Raw genomic sequence first — 14,019 nt, forward strand, 5'->3', positions numbered from 1 at the left:
TTCCCGCATTCCTCACTCCTGTTCATCCCGCCATAGAAGGACTTCGATTTTTCTCCCTCGACATCACAACACTCAAGATTGTAATAGGAACAGCCAGTCCCTAGCACGCATGTCAAACACGTCTTGGAAAGAAATAGTTACAGGTTGAATGACGCAAATAGTGAATAGAGCCACTATTGATGAATACTTTGCCCTTGCTGCTTCAAACTCAGCAGTCACTCATCTAGAACAAGTGTCAGGATCACATGGTGAAATCAGCCTTTACACTACAGCCAGGGGACTATCATTTCATGGCGTTGCTGAATGGCGGGATGAATTAGGTAGGAACAGGCACATCCCAGAATTTGAGATAGTGTAGTAGCAATCGAATCGCGTGTTTCAGCATTTCTTCTGACTTGGAGTAGCACAACGTCTTGCGATGCAATCTTGCCAGATAATGTCGCAATCGTGTATTTTCCCCTTCAACCCGTGTCATATAGGTCTTGCTAATAATCTGGTCTCCGTCTGGGATAAAACCGGGATACACCGACCAACCATCCGTGACGTAGAAGTAGCACTGCCAAGTCGCCACCACTGCCCACAAGGGTTCAAAGGTTTTACTGCTGTGGTCTCCCACAACCCATCCTAAAATCCCTTGCTGGAAGTGGTCAACCGCTGTCCAAATCCAGATTTTGTTTTTTTCGAGCCGACAAAGGTTTCCAGTTCATCCAGTTCCCCAACTTCGGGAACGGTATCGGGTGCATAAGCATCGGGTAGGCGTTCTCCAACTTGCTTCAGCCAGGAGAGTATAGTGGTGTGGTGCACGCCCTTGACCCGTTCAATTGCTCGAAATCCCATGCCGTTGACCGACATTTTCAAACACTCTCGCTTGACCTCATCCGAGTAACCTGGAGAAGGGTCGTAGCGATCTAGGAATTGACGACAGCAATCGACGCAAATGTGATTTTGTTTGCCTCTACGCTTGCCATTCTTACGGATGTGAGTCGAGTGACCCTCAGGACATTGCATGATGCTTGACCTTAATTCATCCCTCCATTATGCAACGCCCATTTCATTAGCAATCCAGTTTCTCACGCGGTTTGTCGCCACCTGCATTTGCTGATCATTTTCCTCTACTCGTTTGCGATCGGGTGATAGATGTGATTAGCAGCTAAGTACAGGACAAAAGTTTTAGAACTTGGACAAACTGCGCTTGACGAGTCTCGAGGTTGAGTAAAATCTGGCGGAGATGATCTAGCCCCATGCGGAAAATGCTCCTAGCTTTGCGTCCATGCTTTTTGATTTTGATGGGACGCTGCTCAACCATCCACTCTCCGACTTGATGTGCCCAGCAGAATGCCAAGGTTAACAGGGCGATGAGCTTCTTGAGTCGGTCTGGGTCTTTGAGGTGGGTGGCTTCGAGGCAAAAGCCACGAGTTTTCAAGCAGCCAAACCAGGTTTCAATGCCCCAGCGATGGGCATAGTCGGCGATTGCAGTAGAGGGGGCATGATTCGTAGCAACCACCAGCAACGAACCGTCATCGAGTCGCAATCCTGCCAAGTAAAGCCAGTGTCCCCAAAGCCGTCGTTTCCGTGTCAGCACCTTGGACTGCTGAGGCTGCAAGTCTTGAAAGACAATCGCGGTTTTGAGGAATTTCTGCCCATCAAACAGTAACTCCGACTCCCGAATGCGGATGCGAAATCGAGTCACAGGCTCTGCCATCAGCAAGGCAAACCACTGGGCACCGACAAACTCCCGGTCTGCCGTGAGATAGGCAATGTCTTCAGGCGCAAAGACGCACAGAAACTCGACCAACTGGTCGAAGCGCTCTTGCGTGTTGGAGTTGCCTCGCTTATCTAAGAGATGCCAAAACAAGGGAAACGCGACCCCTTGATGTCCCACGCCTAACATCAGAATATTGATCGTCACTGACCCAAACTCCCACGTGGTTCGGTCTACACTCAACACCCACGGCTTCGGAATCCCGACCAGTCTCACCACCAGTTGGGCAATCTGGTCATAGTCAACCTCAAACGACCGCAGAAATCGTTGGATGCGCTTGTAATTCGAGGCGGCTTTCGCTCGTCCCGCAAACCCGGTTGCCACCTCTGCCAGGTTCACCGTCTTGACCTGGAACAGGGCAACTAGAAATAAGGACAGAAAGGCGACTCGTGCTCCATGCCAGCCAAGTAGAGGCTGCAATGTTTGTCGCAATTGAGTAATCTGATGCATAGGGTTTCATATTGTGAACTCACTATTTGCATGAAACCCTTTCCTCCTCTCCTTTGGCAACTTTTTGTCCTGTACTTAGGATTAGCAGTACCGATTTTTCACCACTAGTGGTAGGATCGCGAAAGATATAAAGGTACTTCCCCTTCGCAGCGAGTCTTGGGGATAAATTAGGAGGTAAAGATTTGTAAAAACTGAAAAGCCCCTCACCGTTGAGGAGCTTTTACCCTGTATTAACCTGTCGAAATAGTGCGGAGAACAATCAACCAAGTTGTTTGGCGACGACTGAGTTGTTGATTGCCTCCCTCAACAGTCCAGCAACAGATGTTGCGAGGACACGCTCCCCGAAAACCCAGCAACAGATGTTGCGAGGATGCGCTTTTCTATGCACATTCTAAGCGGGATTGAGTCAAAATTCAATCCCTAACCAATCGTATTGGTAACTTTGTGGCATGGTAGCCGTCCTGCGCTGCATTCCGGTTGCACGTTTATACGTGAGATCCCGATGTCGCAGTTTCTTGAAGAGTTAAAAGTTTTGTCTCCAGTCGCTCCAAAGCATTACCAGGAGTGGATGGAGAGTGGTGTTTGCCGAGAAATTATCGAAGCAAACGTTGTGTCGTTGGAGGATGATTCCCCTTACAGCTATTTGCTTTATTCAGATCAACTGGCGCGACGCAACGACGGTCGCGTGGTGGATTGGGTGCTGCGCCGCTACCGTCATGTTGAAATGGGCGGTTGGTGGTGTGCTGGCGAAGATTTGATTGGGCTGAACGATCTGGTTCGACGCAGCCAGTTTCAAGCACATGACGCGGATGCCAATCGATCGCTATGGGGACAGTTCAAGCCAGATACCCCCTACCTTGACGAAGATGGGAAGCCCATCAAGTACGAAGCTCCTCCCAAGACCGATACGCGGGTGATCGCGCTGCATGATCCTCGCCGACCCCGGCAGTGGCTCGACGCGCTGCTCGACTCCTCTGTATTTATCATCATCGTGGAGGGCGCTAAAAAAGCTGGCTGTCTCATGACGCTGGGATACCTAGTTGTGGCACTACCTGGAGTTTTCAACGGATATCGAAAAAATAAGCAGGAGCTAGAAACCTTCGATCGTAGACTCATTAAGGATCTTCAGGTTCTTTGTGCTCCTGGTCGCCCCGTCTATATCTGCTTTGACTACGACCAAAAAATCAAAACCCGTCGTCACGTCCAGCTTGCCACAACTCGACTCGGTAGAATGCTAGAGCAAGCTGGCTGCACCGTGCGGGTCATCGCTTTACCAGAACCAGAGAAAGGGGTCGATGATTTCGTCGTCGCGCGTGGGCGACAAACGCTTGAGGCTCTCCACAAAACAGCTACAGCCCTGATCCAGATGCCTTCAGAAGCGTCACTAGTCACGTCAGCGTCGCGCAATTCTTTCAATTTTCCGCTTCTCATTCAACAATTTCAAGCGGTTTGGAGCTTACTAGCCACCACGATCGCATTCTGGACAAGTTTTCTTCCCGTCACAGAGCTTGGGCGGCAAGCCTTTGACGAAATCTACACAGCGGCTCCCATTTTGGAAGAGTGGGAAATCCTGAATTACAGCCAACTGACCTATAAATCGGCTTGTGTGGTCAACGTCCAAGACTTGGGCGAGCTAGAGTTGAAAGCACCGCAGTCAGCTCGTGTCGTTGCGCTCAAAGCACCCAAAGGCACCGGAAAAACGAAGATCATTACAAAGTGGGTCGCAGAAGCCATTCAGCAGGGGCAACCCACTTTAGTCTTAACCCACCGAATTCAACTAGGGCAGGCTCTGTGCGCCCGCTTTGGGTTAGATTACATGACAGAGTTACGAGATTCAGAAACCGGGCATCTGCTGGGATACGGACTGTGCGTTGATTCCCTGCACCCCAAGTCTGGTGCGCGATTTAACGCGAATCACTGGAAGAATCCGCTGATCATTGTGGATGAGGCTGAACAGGTGATTTGGCATACCTTGTCGGCGGACACCGAGGTTCGTCAGCATCGAGTCGTCGTCCTTAAGCAGTTAAAGCAACTCATACAGAATGCACTGACACCCTATGGGCATGGGCGAATCGTGCTGGCAGACGCAGACCTATCTGACTTATCGATCGATTTCATTCTGGGATTAGCCGAAGTGAGCGATCAGCTTGAACCCTGGATTATTCGGAACGATTGGATGCCAGAAAAAGGCTGGAATGTCTTTCACTACAACCAGTCTGAGCCTACGACTTGGCTAATGGGACTGAAAAAACATATTGCGCTTGGCAACCGTCCCTTTATTCAAGTGAGTGGGCAAAAACGCACGTCTAAGTGGGGAACGCAAAATCTCGAAACCTGGCTAGAGCAAGAAATCCATTGTCGTTTCCCCGAAAAACGCATCCTGCGGATCGACTCAGAATCCATCAGCGATCCATCTCATGAGGCGTACGGATGCATTTCTAAGCTCAATGAAATTCTGACGCAGTATGACGTGGTGATCGCTTCCCCCTCGATCGAAACGGGGGTCAGTATAGATATCAAAGGGCACTTCACCAGCGTCTGGGGCTGTTTTCAGGGCGTGTCCTCGGCGGACGCAGTGCGGCAATCCTTATCACGACTGCGTGATCCTGTGGATCGGTATGTCTGGATTGCTTCTTACGGCATTGGCAAAATTGGGAGTGGTGCCACGCATCACCAGTCGCTTTTGAAAAGTCAAACTAAAGTCGTTCGGACAACGCTGAAAACGTTGCTGGCATTCGACCAGGAAGACATTGACATCACCGTTGATCCGATCGCTCAACGAACTTGGGCCAAGATGGGTGCCCGAATCAACGCCGGAATGCTGCACTATCGAACGACCGTTTTAGCGGGACTCAAAGCCGAAGGGCACACCATCATTCCCACCACTCAGTGCATCAGCGCCAAGACGCGGAAGAAACTCAAAATCCAACTCACTAACATCTCTGAATCGAACCAGCAGGCAGAATGTGCTGCGATCGCAGCAGCGGAAGAAATCACCGATTTAGAGGCAAGCAAGCTCGAAGCCCAACGGTCAAAGGTGCCCTCAGAGCGCCGCAAAGCCCGGAAATACAAGCTTCAGCAACGATATCGAATTGACGTAACGCCAGATTTAGTCGGGAAAGACGATCGAGGATGGCATCCGCAAGTTCGGTTGCACTATTACCTGTCGATCGGGCGGGATCACCTGATTCAGCGGGATACTCAGATCGTTAAAAAAGCCCTCGAAGCGGGAGAAGGAGCGATTTGGACACCAGATTTGAATTCATCCTTGCTGTGTCATCAAGTTGTCGTCTTAGAAAAATTAGGGCTAGTAGAGTTTTTATCTGGGATAGAACTTCGTAATTCTAACCCTAAGCTTGTTGCGTTTGCCCAAGCGCTCAAAGATGTCCCCTGGAAAACTAAAGCGGTTTTAGGCATCACAGTCAACGCCAAATCCTCTCCGATCACCGTGCTGAGGCAAATTTTAACGAGCAAGTTAGGGCTACGGCTTGAGTTAATTCGCAAGGATGGACCGCGAAATAAGCAGGAGCGAATTTATCGAGTGATTGGACTAGATGATGGCAGAGGCGCTGTTTTTGAGGCTTGGCTAGAACGGGATTTACTATCGGTAGTCACTGACGGTATAGATCTAAGCTTATCTAACTCGGCTACGGTGGCGGAAGCTGCGTAGCCCTCTCTGCTCATAGGATAGCCTTGTCTTACCTCATACAGAGGTAAGGAGTTCTTTGAATTTTGATATGAAGAGAGACGGGTAGACCATTGCTCAAAAGAGAACTCAAAAAAGTTTTCCGTATGGTTTGAGAGTTGACCATACAGAAAATTTTCCGTATGGTAGAAGTACAGACCACACATAAAACCATGATTAGTGATCATTTACAAGCAGAGCGACTCCGGCTTCAGCAGCTAGAAGACGCAGTTCGATCGAGGGGTCGAGTTGCTCCAGCAAAGTGCTGGCTTGCGGAATCTCACGAAACTAAAAACTTTAAGACTTATACCTACATTCGGTTGGTGATGGAGAAAAAGAACGGTAAAATTAGCAGTCCGTCGTTGGGGCGACCGGGCAATGTTCGTCATCGAGAGTGGCAAGCTGCGATCGCTCGGCGAGAAGCGCTCAACGAGATCAATCAGCAAGCGACGATGCTTGGGGAATTGATTCAACGACAAGAAAATAGGCAAGAATGCATTGATAAAGCAGTGCGTCTTGATAGCATGGAGTAAAGTACCTGTCAGCAATGGAGCGAAGGCGATGTACGCACCCGTTACAAAGCTTCTGACGTTTGAAGAGTTTTTAGCCTGGGACGATGGGTCGGGCAGGGAGTTTGAGCTAATTGATGGGGTTCCCGTGCCATTATCAGAACCAAATGCGAATCATGAGGACTTGACTGAGCGGCTGTGTGCCTACCTGGAAAGCCACTGCCAAGACAATGACCTGCCTTACGTGTCTCGTCAGTCTAAGCAGATTCGGCTCAAAACAGAGCCAGGAGAAAAGGAAAAAAGCCGAAAAGCAGATATCGTCATATTTGACAAAGACGAGTGGCAGCGAATGAAGAGTAGCTCTAGCTCTGCGGCGGCATACGTTCCACCGCCTGGAGCGATCGAGGTGGTCAGCAATAACTGGAAGGATGACTATCTCACAAAACTTGCTGAATATGAAGAGTTGGGCGTTTTGGAGTACATCATTGTGGACTATGCGGCGTTTGGTGGGATTCGGTTTATTGGATCTCCGAAACAGCCGACGATCATGATCTATCAACTTGAAGATGGCGAATACTTACCAGGCAAAGTATTTCGCGGACAGGATCGGATTGACTCTAGGCTGTTTCCGAATACTTCCTTGACGGCTGAACAGATCTTTGAGATGAGTCGTTGATTAGGGAATTTTAAGCAGAAGGCGATCTCGTTTTTCTGAATTGAGCTTGGAGAGTGGTGCAATCGTGAAATCTAAAGAATAAAAGTGGCGCGAAGCGCAAGGGTGAGCAGGAGCGATTGTAGCAGAAATAACTTTAGCCGAGATATTTTAGCTTTTCCGATCTGTATGAGAGGAGACTATTTCCGTATGCTTGAAAATTAAACCATACGGAAAACCTGATCGTTGCCATCTATCGCGATCGATCCAGGTCATGGTTGAGCGGATTCGCACGCTGACTATTCCTTCCATTTGTGTTTTGAGTCGCCAGCTTTAAGAGTTCTTGCACATAGGCTTCTGCCTGCTCACGTCCAGAGTTTTGGCTAATCTGCTGAACTTGAGGACTGTGAACCAGAGCTTTTACATTAGTGTCAGAGCCGCTATGGAGGAGAAATTGGGCGATTTCTAGATCCACCTCACGAGTAGATTGCTGGTACTTGCTACGCTTACGTACTCTTTGTGCCAGTGTTTCATAGAGATGCTGATAAACCTGTTTCTCGCGAGCCGCGTTCAAGTGCCCAGATTTAGCTAAAGCTTTCGGCGTTGATAATGTTTCAGTCGTTTGCCGCATCGAAACAGGTAAAGACCTCGCCTGATGCTCCAATCGACTCTTTAAAGTTTGTAGGCAGTAGAGCTTGCCCAGCCTTGAACTATTGATAGTTTTGCCCTCGACTTCGATCAACAACTGTTGCCCTCTATGAGATTGATGAAGCTGCACAGGTACTCCAGATGTCTGCAAGTGCTCAACGAGTTGCGGAATAGAAGAAACGTGCTGAATCGTCTGATTGAGTAGTCGGCGGATCTGCTGCGTTGCTGAGGGCGGCGCTTGCTCAATCACAGATGGCACGCCTCCGGCTAATCGCTGCTGGAGTCGAGGCAGGCTATAGGCTCTTCCCAGTTTTGCACCCGCGATCGCAATGCCATTAAATTCAAACGAAATACCCCTGGGTTGACCGTCCACCAAGCAGTTCAGGCGAGTAGAAACTCCCATCTGCTTCAGCCGATCGCTCAAATCGGTAATCGTCTCGATCGAGCGATCCTGACTCAACGTGAGATCAATCAGATGCTGAAGTTGTTGCCGAACAGAAAATTTCCCAGTTGTTTTACCTTTTTCAATCTCTCGACGAGTGGGTTGGGCACAATCGCTCTCCCAGCTTGGAGTTACTGTAACCAATGCATGCTCGCTTTCTAGCCGACGCAAAACAGCTTCACTGCGCCGGAAATCCCATGAATCTGTTACAACTTGACCGCTACGCTGAACCCGGTTTGCAACGATGTGAACATGCTCGTGGTGCTCTGTATCAGTGTGCCGCGCCAGCACGTACTGGTTTCGCTGAAAGCCCATTGCTTTCAAGTATCGATCTGCTATCTCTCGCCAAGCTTCATCGGGCAAATGTTCACCCGGACTTAAGCTCAAAGCGCAGTGATAGACCGGGCGCTGAACCCGCAAGCTGCGTTGGCGAACCTGTTCAAACTCGATCGCCAACGCTTGAGGTGTTGTGCCCTCCATATTGCCGCCGATGAGTTTTGCCCCTGGCTTTTCTAAAACGTAGGCAAGACATCCTAAAAAGTCTCTTCCTTTAACCTGTTTACCGATCATCGCTTACGTTGTTTTGGTTGAGGTGTTTCGTCGATTTGCGATCGCAACTGACTAATCGTTTCCTTCAGTTCGTCTACTGCCAGATGGAGCGTATTTAGGGTCTGAATGATTGGTTGATCTGACGATTGATGGGCCAACTGTGAACCAATAGCAGCAGCGATTTGATTGAGGTTAGAGCCAACACGATTGAGATTGCTATGCACCTCACCCAACCTGAAGTAGGTTTCTTCAGCAATCTCAGTGATTTCATGAGGCAGTTCAGAAAACCCAATGACACACCGAACATATGCACTCACCGAAAGCTCAAACTGGGCTGCTTTAGCTGCCAGTCGCTTTTTCTCCTCCGGTGTGAGGCGTAGTTCAAATCGCTCAGTTTTGACTTCTAGAGACATGGTTTTGTACGGACAAAGGGCATGGCTCGCTAAGGGCAAAATCAGGCACACAAGAGAGAATTCTCGTTAAGGCACATCCCGGAAACCAGCCCGTGGGAGTGCCTTCAGGAACTCTTGTAGAAATGCCTCGCTGAATGCTAAATCTGTTTCAGGAATGAATACTCCGGTAGGCGCTTAGAGGAGGGCAGAAATAGATGTTAGGTGGGACTTATCGCATCATTCCTCGGATGAATCATTTATAGCACCCCCAGGAAATACCTTCGGAACAACTTCCAAACTCTCCGAACGGCTGCCATCCACGCAAAAAATTTGTAAAGCTAGTTAAAGCTCTTCCCAATGCCTGAAAGATGATAGTACAATTGCGGTCAAGGAAAGCTCTAGAAGTTTCCTAACGTGTTGATCTAAATGACCTCCTTGGGGTCATGAGCAGATTTGCCTGTATGAGCAACTTGATACCACCCAATAGCGCTGCCAAAGTGCAGGCTGAGTTGGTTGTTGATGCAATTTCAAAACTGGAAGCCCTTCCTCAGAAAACTCCGACACAAAAACGTGAACTTACAACGCGGGAAACTGTGTCTGCAATGTACGGAACGTTGGCGAAGCTGAGGTTTGAGAAGGGTTACTCATTCGATGAAATTGCCGACTTTTTGAAGGAGATGATTGGACTCGATGTGAGTCCAAAAACACTGCACAACTATTTTGCAGAAGAAACTAAGTCTCGCAAAAAATCGGCTCGTCAGCAAAATCGGCGCTCTAGAGGCACAGATTCACCTGCGATCGCGCAGCGCTCGATCGAGACAACACTAGACAATAGCGGCTCAACGTCAGAACCAGAATCATCAAGCCCCTCGGTCATTACCCCTGATTGCCAGCTAGATTCAAGCGTTGAATCAGACTCATCTCAGTTTGACCTTCAACAGGCAGAGATTCCTAATGACAGCGAAGAAGCTGCTTCACCTGCTGCTAATGCCCTCATAGCCTCATCTGAGCCGCTCACAAATGAAAGGTGGGTTGAGCCAGAATTCAACACTATCCAAACTAGACCTAAAAAGCGTAGGAGCTAATTGTTTATGACTTCCACTCTCAATCGCATTATCTTTATTTTGGGAGGCAAGGGCGGAACTGGGAAAACGCTGCACTGTCGGCAGTTGTATTACTACCTGATACAAGCAGGCATTAACTGTCTTGCCTACGATGCTGATGTTGAGAACCCGGAGTTTGAGGACTATCACACCGAATGTCAGCACAAAGTGAAGCGCCTCAACTTTCTCAAGTCTGTTGAGGCGAAAACACTCTTTAGCGACATCGACCAACACAAGCCCACGGTAGTGCTGATTGACATGCCTGGAGCCTCTGGAAAAGCAACCAGAGAGCAGTTGCAGAAATTTGGCGCGTTTGACCTAGCTAAGGATCTCGGCTACCGCATCACCTTCGATACGGTTCTCAACAACTGTTACAACACGATTAATAGCCTCCGCATCATGATGGAGTTTTGCGGCGATCAGGCGGATTACGTTGCAGTGAGAAGCTTGATGTGGGCGCAGGAAGGTTTGAACTTCAGCCGTTGGGAAAAATCTGAAGAACACAAGCGATTTCTTGAATTAGGCGGCATTGAGATCGACTTGCCATTGCTCGAACTCAGCACGTTTGATGTTATGCATGAAGAAGCGTTGTCTTTTTTTGAGAAAGAGCAGCTTCCTTTTGGCGATCGCATTCTAGCGAACAGTTTCCTGAATCTGAGCCTGCCAGAATTGCAGAAAGCGAGTCAGTACTTAGGGCTACCTCCCTCTGAACTTGAATCAACTCCCCCAAAAACCATAAAATCAACCAGCAAGAAGAAAGCAGCAGACCCGAAAGTAGAAGAGCCATCGGCAGAGGTGGTAACCAGTGGTAGCAAGTAATGACAAGCTCCTGACAGAAATTGCGGAACTTCAGAAAGCGGTTGGGAAGTTGTGGCAGACTGCTGACGAAGCAAAGATTTCAACCGTCGAAGAGTCGCGCAAGATTAGCGACAAGTTAGACACATGGATAAACACGAACCGAGTGCTTCTGGAATCAACTCAGGAGCTATTCAAGGTGATCGTTTTGAACTCGCAGGAAGTGCAGCGATCAGCGCAATCTTACGAGAAAGGCAGTCGGTTGTTGAGTCAGTTGCAGCAGCAACTCATCAACTTCGAGCAAGTAACGACCGAACTGAACGATACCTTACAGAGTTGGGAACCCTCACTGACTCCGACACTCCTAGAGTCGGAGAACCAGAGTCTCTCGATCGAGCAATTTTCGACCTTTCAGGAGAGTTTGAACCAGACTCTTCAGAATATCCAATCCCTTCAGCAGAGACTCACTCAAAGCGTCGAAGCTCTGCTAAAAGAGACGGGAAATCCCAGTCTACTGAAGTCTTTAAAGACCACGGCTCGACTTTCCAAGACGATCGACTTCACGACGTGGAAAGATGAGTTACTGAGTCTGGCTGCACTTCCGATCTCTGCTTTTGGTATAGCTATGGTCACGATCGGTGCAGGACTCGGTTGGGCAAGCACTCAACTAACTCAGCCCGAACTTGCTCCCGGCGCACCGCGACAACTGACCTTGGAAGAAGCTGAAACGCTGCGCTGGTCAAAGACCGATCAAGGGAGATTAGCTCGGAATTTAATCCAGTGGAATGATGGACTGTTGACTGGCTTGGATTGCACCAAAGATGTCGATCGCTTAGGCGTAACGCTCAAAGTCCAGGGCAAGCCTTCTACGTTTGGGTACTGCACTCTTTGGGTAGTGCCGCCAGAGGAACGTAAATTCGATGATTTCAAGAAAAATTAGGGTTCTATGTTTTTCTTATAACCCTAATTTCAACAGATTGCATAGAGAGCTATGAGCTTGAGGCAAGTTGGTCGAGTAGCTGGCGGGGAGACAAAACTGGGATGGTTGAGTTAACAAAATCTTTTGAATCACGGGTGACGATCGCGTCAACGTTTTGAGCGATCGCACAGGCGTATTGCACTGCGTCCTCAAAGTCTCGGAAATTGAGTGCAACTGAGTATTCTAGAATCTGGCGATCAACGGGGCAAATTTGAAGGTCTGCTAGAATCTGAGCAATTGTTTCTTGAGCTACTTTGAATCCCTCAGCTTTTCTGACGATGTAGTAAACGTTTGTGAGGGTCGTTGCTGCAATGAATCCATCAATCTGATTTGCATCAATTCTCTGAAATAATATTTCCGCATCTTTGATAAATGGCTCACGGTCTAATAGAAAGTCGAGGACTACATTTGTGTCAATCAAGATTTGCATTACGAATATTTTTGCGTCAGGTAGTCGGTGTAATCTTGCGTGATGGCATCGTCGCTGAGGGTGGAGCCTGCGCGTTTGGCAATTCCTTTGAGGCGAGAGAGATTTCTTTTCTGAGGTTCTTTGGGTTGGGAGTTCAGAGGTTGGAGGGCTTTGGTAAGCGTGTCGATGAGCGATCGCTGTTCATCGGGTGATAGCTGTAGAGCTTGTTCACGAATTTCTTGTAGATTCATGGAGGTTTCAAAATTCGAGGGCGTTCTAGTTCATTGTAGGCAATGGGCGACGGTTGGTAAAACTCGTGTTCGATGCTTTGATATCCAGATTGCAACAACGTAGGTTTTGAGTTCCTGAAGGTTGGATGAAGCGAATCTCCAGGAACTCATGGGAAGCGATATTAGACGAGAAGAGTCAATAGTTCAGCCTTATTCATTCGGGCAGATCCGGTGATACCTCGATCGCGGGCGAGGAGGCGAAGCTTTCGGACACCTAGCTTCTCGCTGGTCGAGCTAACGGCTAAAGTGAGCGGTGGCGAGAAGACTAGAGAGAAGCACGAAGACTCTCTACTGTCCGCTCCACTGCGTTGTTAGCTGACCTCACCGAGATCACCAAAATACGATGCTGTACCTCTGCATTTATCGATCTTCGTATCAGTACACGGATTAATTCCTTTCCAATTTTTGAAGTAGATCTTCAGCACCTTTACGCATTCCTGGGTCATTCGATAATTTGGCTTGCTTCAAGTCAGTAATCGCATTGCTTCTATCACCCTTGTTGAAGTAAGCGGCTCCTCGCACAAAGTAGGCTGAAGTTAAATCCAGCTTTGGGTTAATAGTTGGGGCTAAGTTGATGGCTTGGGTGAGATCAGAGATCGCTTGATCATTGCTACCTTTGGAGCCATAAGCAGACCCACGACTGAAATAAATGAGATACATATTTTCGTCCGGTGGAAGTTTGAGAGTTTGTCGAAGCTTGAGGGCTTCGGTAAAGTCTGAAATTGCTCGATCAAATTCCTTTCGAGCACTGTAAATAACTCCACGAGTATAATAAGGGCTAGCGAATGAAGGAGCAATTCCATTATTTGCAAGAGGGAATTGAGATAGTAGATCTACACGTTCTTTGTTTTGATAAAGTTCAATGGCTTTAGTAAGATCTGCAACGGCACTATCATAATTGTTGTGTATAGCATAGATTCTTCCGCGCAAATGATAAGCATCAATAATTGTCTTATTATTTTCAGAGTTTAAAATGTTGGCAAATGTGATTTTTTTGGGCGTAGTCGATTGCGACGAGAATTTCTGATTATCCTCCCAGATTTGGATTACCTTGTTAAGGTCATTAAGTGCGAGATCGCTCTCGCCTTGAACACTATAAAGCATGGAACGATCCACATAAGCTTGGAAACTGTTCTTATCCAGCCGAATGACTTCAGTATAATCATTAAGAGCAAGGTTAAGATTATCTTTGCTTCCTCCAGCACCGAAACTCATTATATAAGCTGTTGCACGCCAAGAATAAGCTTTAGTGGCAACAGGATTTAGTTTGATTGCTTTAGGACTTACGCATTGACAGGAGAAGAAGAATGTGGTGAATCTAGAATAGTTTTGTAGTCCGCAGAAATGAGTCGTG

At 48.1% G+C, this 14,019-nt stretch carries 13 protein-coding genes; 6 read left to right on the forward strand and 7 right to left on the reverse strand.

The window, feature by feature from the left end:
* Positions 1 to 316: 316 nt before the first annotated feature.
* Positions 317 to 1,008, reverse strand: a protein-coding gene (locus C7B65_RS25720) for an IS1 family transposase (RefSeq protein ID WP_223257486.1) whose coding sequence is annotated in 2 segments (ribosomal slippage) — positions 317 to 678 and positions 678 to 1,008 — 693 coding nt in all. Because the reading frame shifts where the segments join, the coding sequence is not laid out codon by codon here.
* A gap of 142 nt (positions 1,009 to 1,150) precedes the next feature.
* Positions 1,151 to 2,212 (reverse strand): IS4 family transposase, encoded by a 1,062-nt coding sequence (locus tag C7B65_RS25725; RefSeq protein WP_073074803.1) that lies wholly within the window; start codon positions 2,210 to 2,212, stop codon positions 1,151 to 1,153.
* Positions 2,213 to 2,714: 502 nt separating this feature from the next.
* Between C7B65_RS25725 and C7B65_RS25730 the strand changes: the two genes are divergently transcribed.
* From C7B65_RS25730 to C7B65_RS25740, 3 genes are all read left to right on the forward strand, one after another.
* A complete protein-coding gene (locus C7B65_RS25730) occupies positions 2,715 to 5,882 on the forward strand; it encodes a plasmid replication protein, CyRepA1 family (RefSeq protein ID WP_073074802.1) in 3,168 nt (1,055 codons plus the stop codon).
* Positions 5,883 to 6,070: 188 nt separating this feature from the next.
* The gene (locus C7B65_RS25735; RefSeq protein ID WP_073074801.1) at positions 6,071 to 6,430 is read left to right on the forward strand and encodes a hypothetical protein; all 360 of its coding nucleotides are present in this window, start codon (positions 6,071 to 6,073) and stop codon (positions 6,428 to 6,430) included.
* A 28-nt stretch (positions 6,431 to 6,458) separates the two neighbouring features.
* A complete protein-coding gene (locus C7B65_RS25740; protein WP_073074800.1) occupies positions 6,459 to 7,082 on the forward strand; it encodes a Uma2 family endonuclease in 624 nt (207 codons plus the stop codon).
* Between the two features lie 229 nt (positions 7,083 to 7,311).
* On the opposite strand, the gene C7B65_RS25745 is transcribed toward C7B65_RS25740, so the two are convergent.
* Both C7B65_RS25745 and C7B65_RS25750 read right to left on the reverse strand, forming a co-directional pair.
* Positions 7,312 to 8,718: a relaxase/mobilization nuclease domain-containing protein gene (locus C7B65_RS25745; RefSeq protein ID WP_073074799.1), complete on the reverse strand. Its 1,407-nt coding sequence runs from the start codon at positions 8,716 to 8,718 to the stop codon at positions 7,312 to 7,314.
* A complete protein-coding gene (locus tag C7B65_RS25750; protein WP_073074798.1) occupies positions 8,715 to 9,110 on the reverse strand; it encodes a plasmid mobilization protein in 396 nt (131 codons plus the stop codon). The genes C7B65_RS25745 and C7B65_RS25750 overlap by 4 nt, the downstream gene beginning before the upstream one ends.
* Positions 9,111 to 9,550: 440 nt before the next feature.
* On the opposite strand from C7B65_RS25750, the gene C7B65_RS25755 reads away from it, so the two are divergent.
* The 3 genes from C7B65_RS25755 to C7B65_RS25770 are packed head-to-tail and all read left to right on the forward strand — an operon-like array spanning position 9,551 to position 11,927.
* On the forward strand, positions 9,551 to 10,174 hold the full coding sequence (locus tag C7B65_RS25755) for a hypothetical protein (protein WP_073074797.1): 624 nt from the start codon (positions 9,551 to 9,553) through the stop codon (positions 10,172 to 10,174).
* A gap of 6 nt (positions 10,175 to 10,180) precedes the next feature.
* Positions 10,181 to 11,011, forward strand: coding sequence for a nucleotide-binding protein (locus tag C7B65_RS25760; protein ID WP_073074796.1), 831 nt, complete (start codon positions 10,181 to 10,183; stop codon positions 11,009 to 11,011).
* A complete protein-coding gene (locus tag C7B65_RS25770) occupies positions 10,998 to 11,927 on the forward strand; it encodes a DUF6753 family protein (RefSeq protein WP_073074795.1) in 930 nt (309 codons plus the stop codon). The genes C7B65_RS25760 and C7B65_RS25770 overlap by 14 nt, the downstream gene beginning before the upstream one ends.
* 49 nt (positions 11,928 to 11,976) lie before the next feature.
* Here the strand turns inward: C7B65_RS25770 and C7B65_RS25775 are convergent, their stop codons facing one another.
* The 3 genes from C7B65_RS25775 to C7B65_RS25785 all read right to left on the reverse strand — a co-directional run.
* On the reverse strand, positions 11,977 to 12,396 hold the full coding sequence (locus tag C7B65_RS25775) for a type II toxin-antitoxin system VapC family toxin (RefSeq protein WP_073074794.1): 420 nt from the start codon (positions 12,394 to 12,396) through the stop codon (positions 11,977 to 11,979).
* Positions 12,396 to 12,626, reverse strand: coding sequence for a hypothetical protein (locus C7B65_RS25780; RefSeq protein ID WP_073074793.1), 231 nt, complete (start codon positions 12,624 to 12,626; stop codon positions 12,396 to 12,398). The genes C7B65_RS25775 and C7B65_RS25780 overlap by 1 nt, the downstream gene beginning before the upstream one ends.
* Positions 12,627 to 13,052: 426 nt before the next feature.
* Positions 13,053 to 14,019 (reverse strand): tetratricopeptide repeat protein (locus C7B65_RS25785; protein WP_219898744.1); only part of this gene is annotated, 967 nt, incomplete at its 5' end.

Origin of the sequence: Phormidesmis priestleyi ULC007, from assembly GCF_003003695.1 — a bacterium.
Classification (GTDB): Bacteria; Cyanobacteriota; Cyanobacteriia; order Leptolyngbyales; family Leptolyngbyaceae; genus Phormidesmis_A; species Phormidesmis_A priestleyi_A.

What these genes read in the sequence shown, in the direction of transcription:
- C7B65_RS25725 (WP_073074803.1), bottom strand. Translation starts at nt 2,212, where the DNA reads ATGCATCAGATTACTCAATTGCGACAAACATTGCAGCCTCTACTTGGC.
- C7B65_RS25730 (WP_073074802.1), top strand. Translation starts at nt 2,715, where the DNA reads ATGTCGCAGTTTCTTGAAGAGTTAAAAGTTTTGTCTCCAGTCGCTCCA.
- C7B65_RS25735 (WP_073074801.1), top strand. Translation starts at nt 6,071, where the DNA reads ATGATTAGTGATCATTTACAAGCAGAGCGACTCCGGCTTCAGCAGCTA.
- C7B65_RS25740 (WP_073074800.1), top strand. Translation starts at nt 6,459, where the DNA reads ATGTACGCACCCGTTACAAAGCTTCTGACGTTTGAAGAGTTTTTAGCC.
- C7B65_RS25745 (WP_073074799.1), bottom strand. Translation starts at nt 8,718, where the DNA reads ATGATCGGTAAACAGGTTAAAGGAAGAGACTTTTTAGGATGTCTTGCC.
- C7B65_RS25750 (WP_073074798.1), bottom strand. Translation starts at nt 9,110, where the DNA reads ATGTCTCTAGAAGTCAAAACTGAGCGATTTGAACTACGCCTCACACCG.
- C7B65_RS25755 (WP_073074797.1), top strand. Translation starts at nt 9,551, where the DNA reads ATGAGCAACTTGATACCACCCAATAGCGCTGCCAAAGTGCAGGCTGAG.
- C7B65_RS25760 (WP_073074796.1), top strand. Translation starts at nt 10,181, where the DNA reads ATGACTTCCACTCTCAATCGCATTATCTTTATTTTGGGAGGCAAGGGC.
- C7B65_RS25775 (WP_073074794.1), bottom strand. Translation starts at nt 12,396, where the DNA reads ATGCAAATCTTGATTGACACAAATGTAGTCCTCGACTTTCTATTAGAC.
- C7B65_RS25780 (WP_073074793.1), bottom strand. Translation starts at nt 12,626, where the DNA reads ATGAATCTACAAGAAATTCGTGAACAAGCTCTACAGCTATCACCCGAT.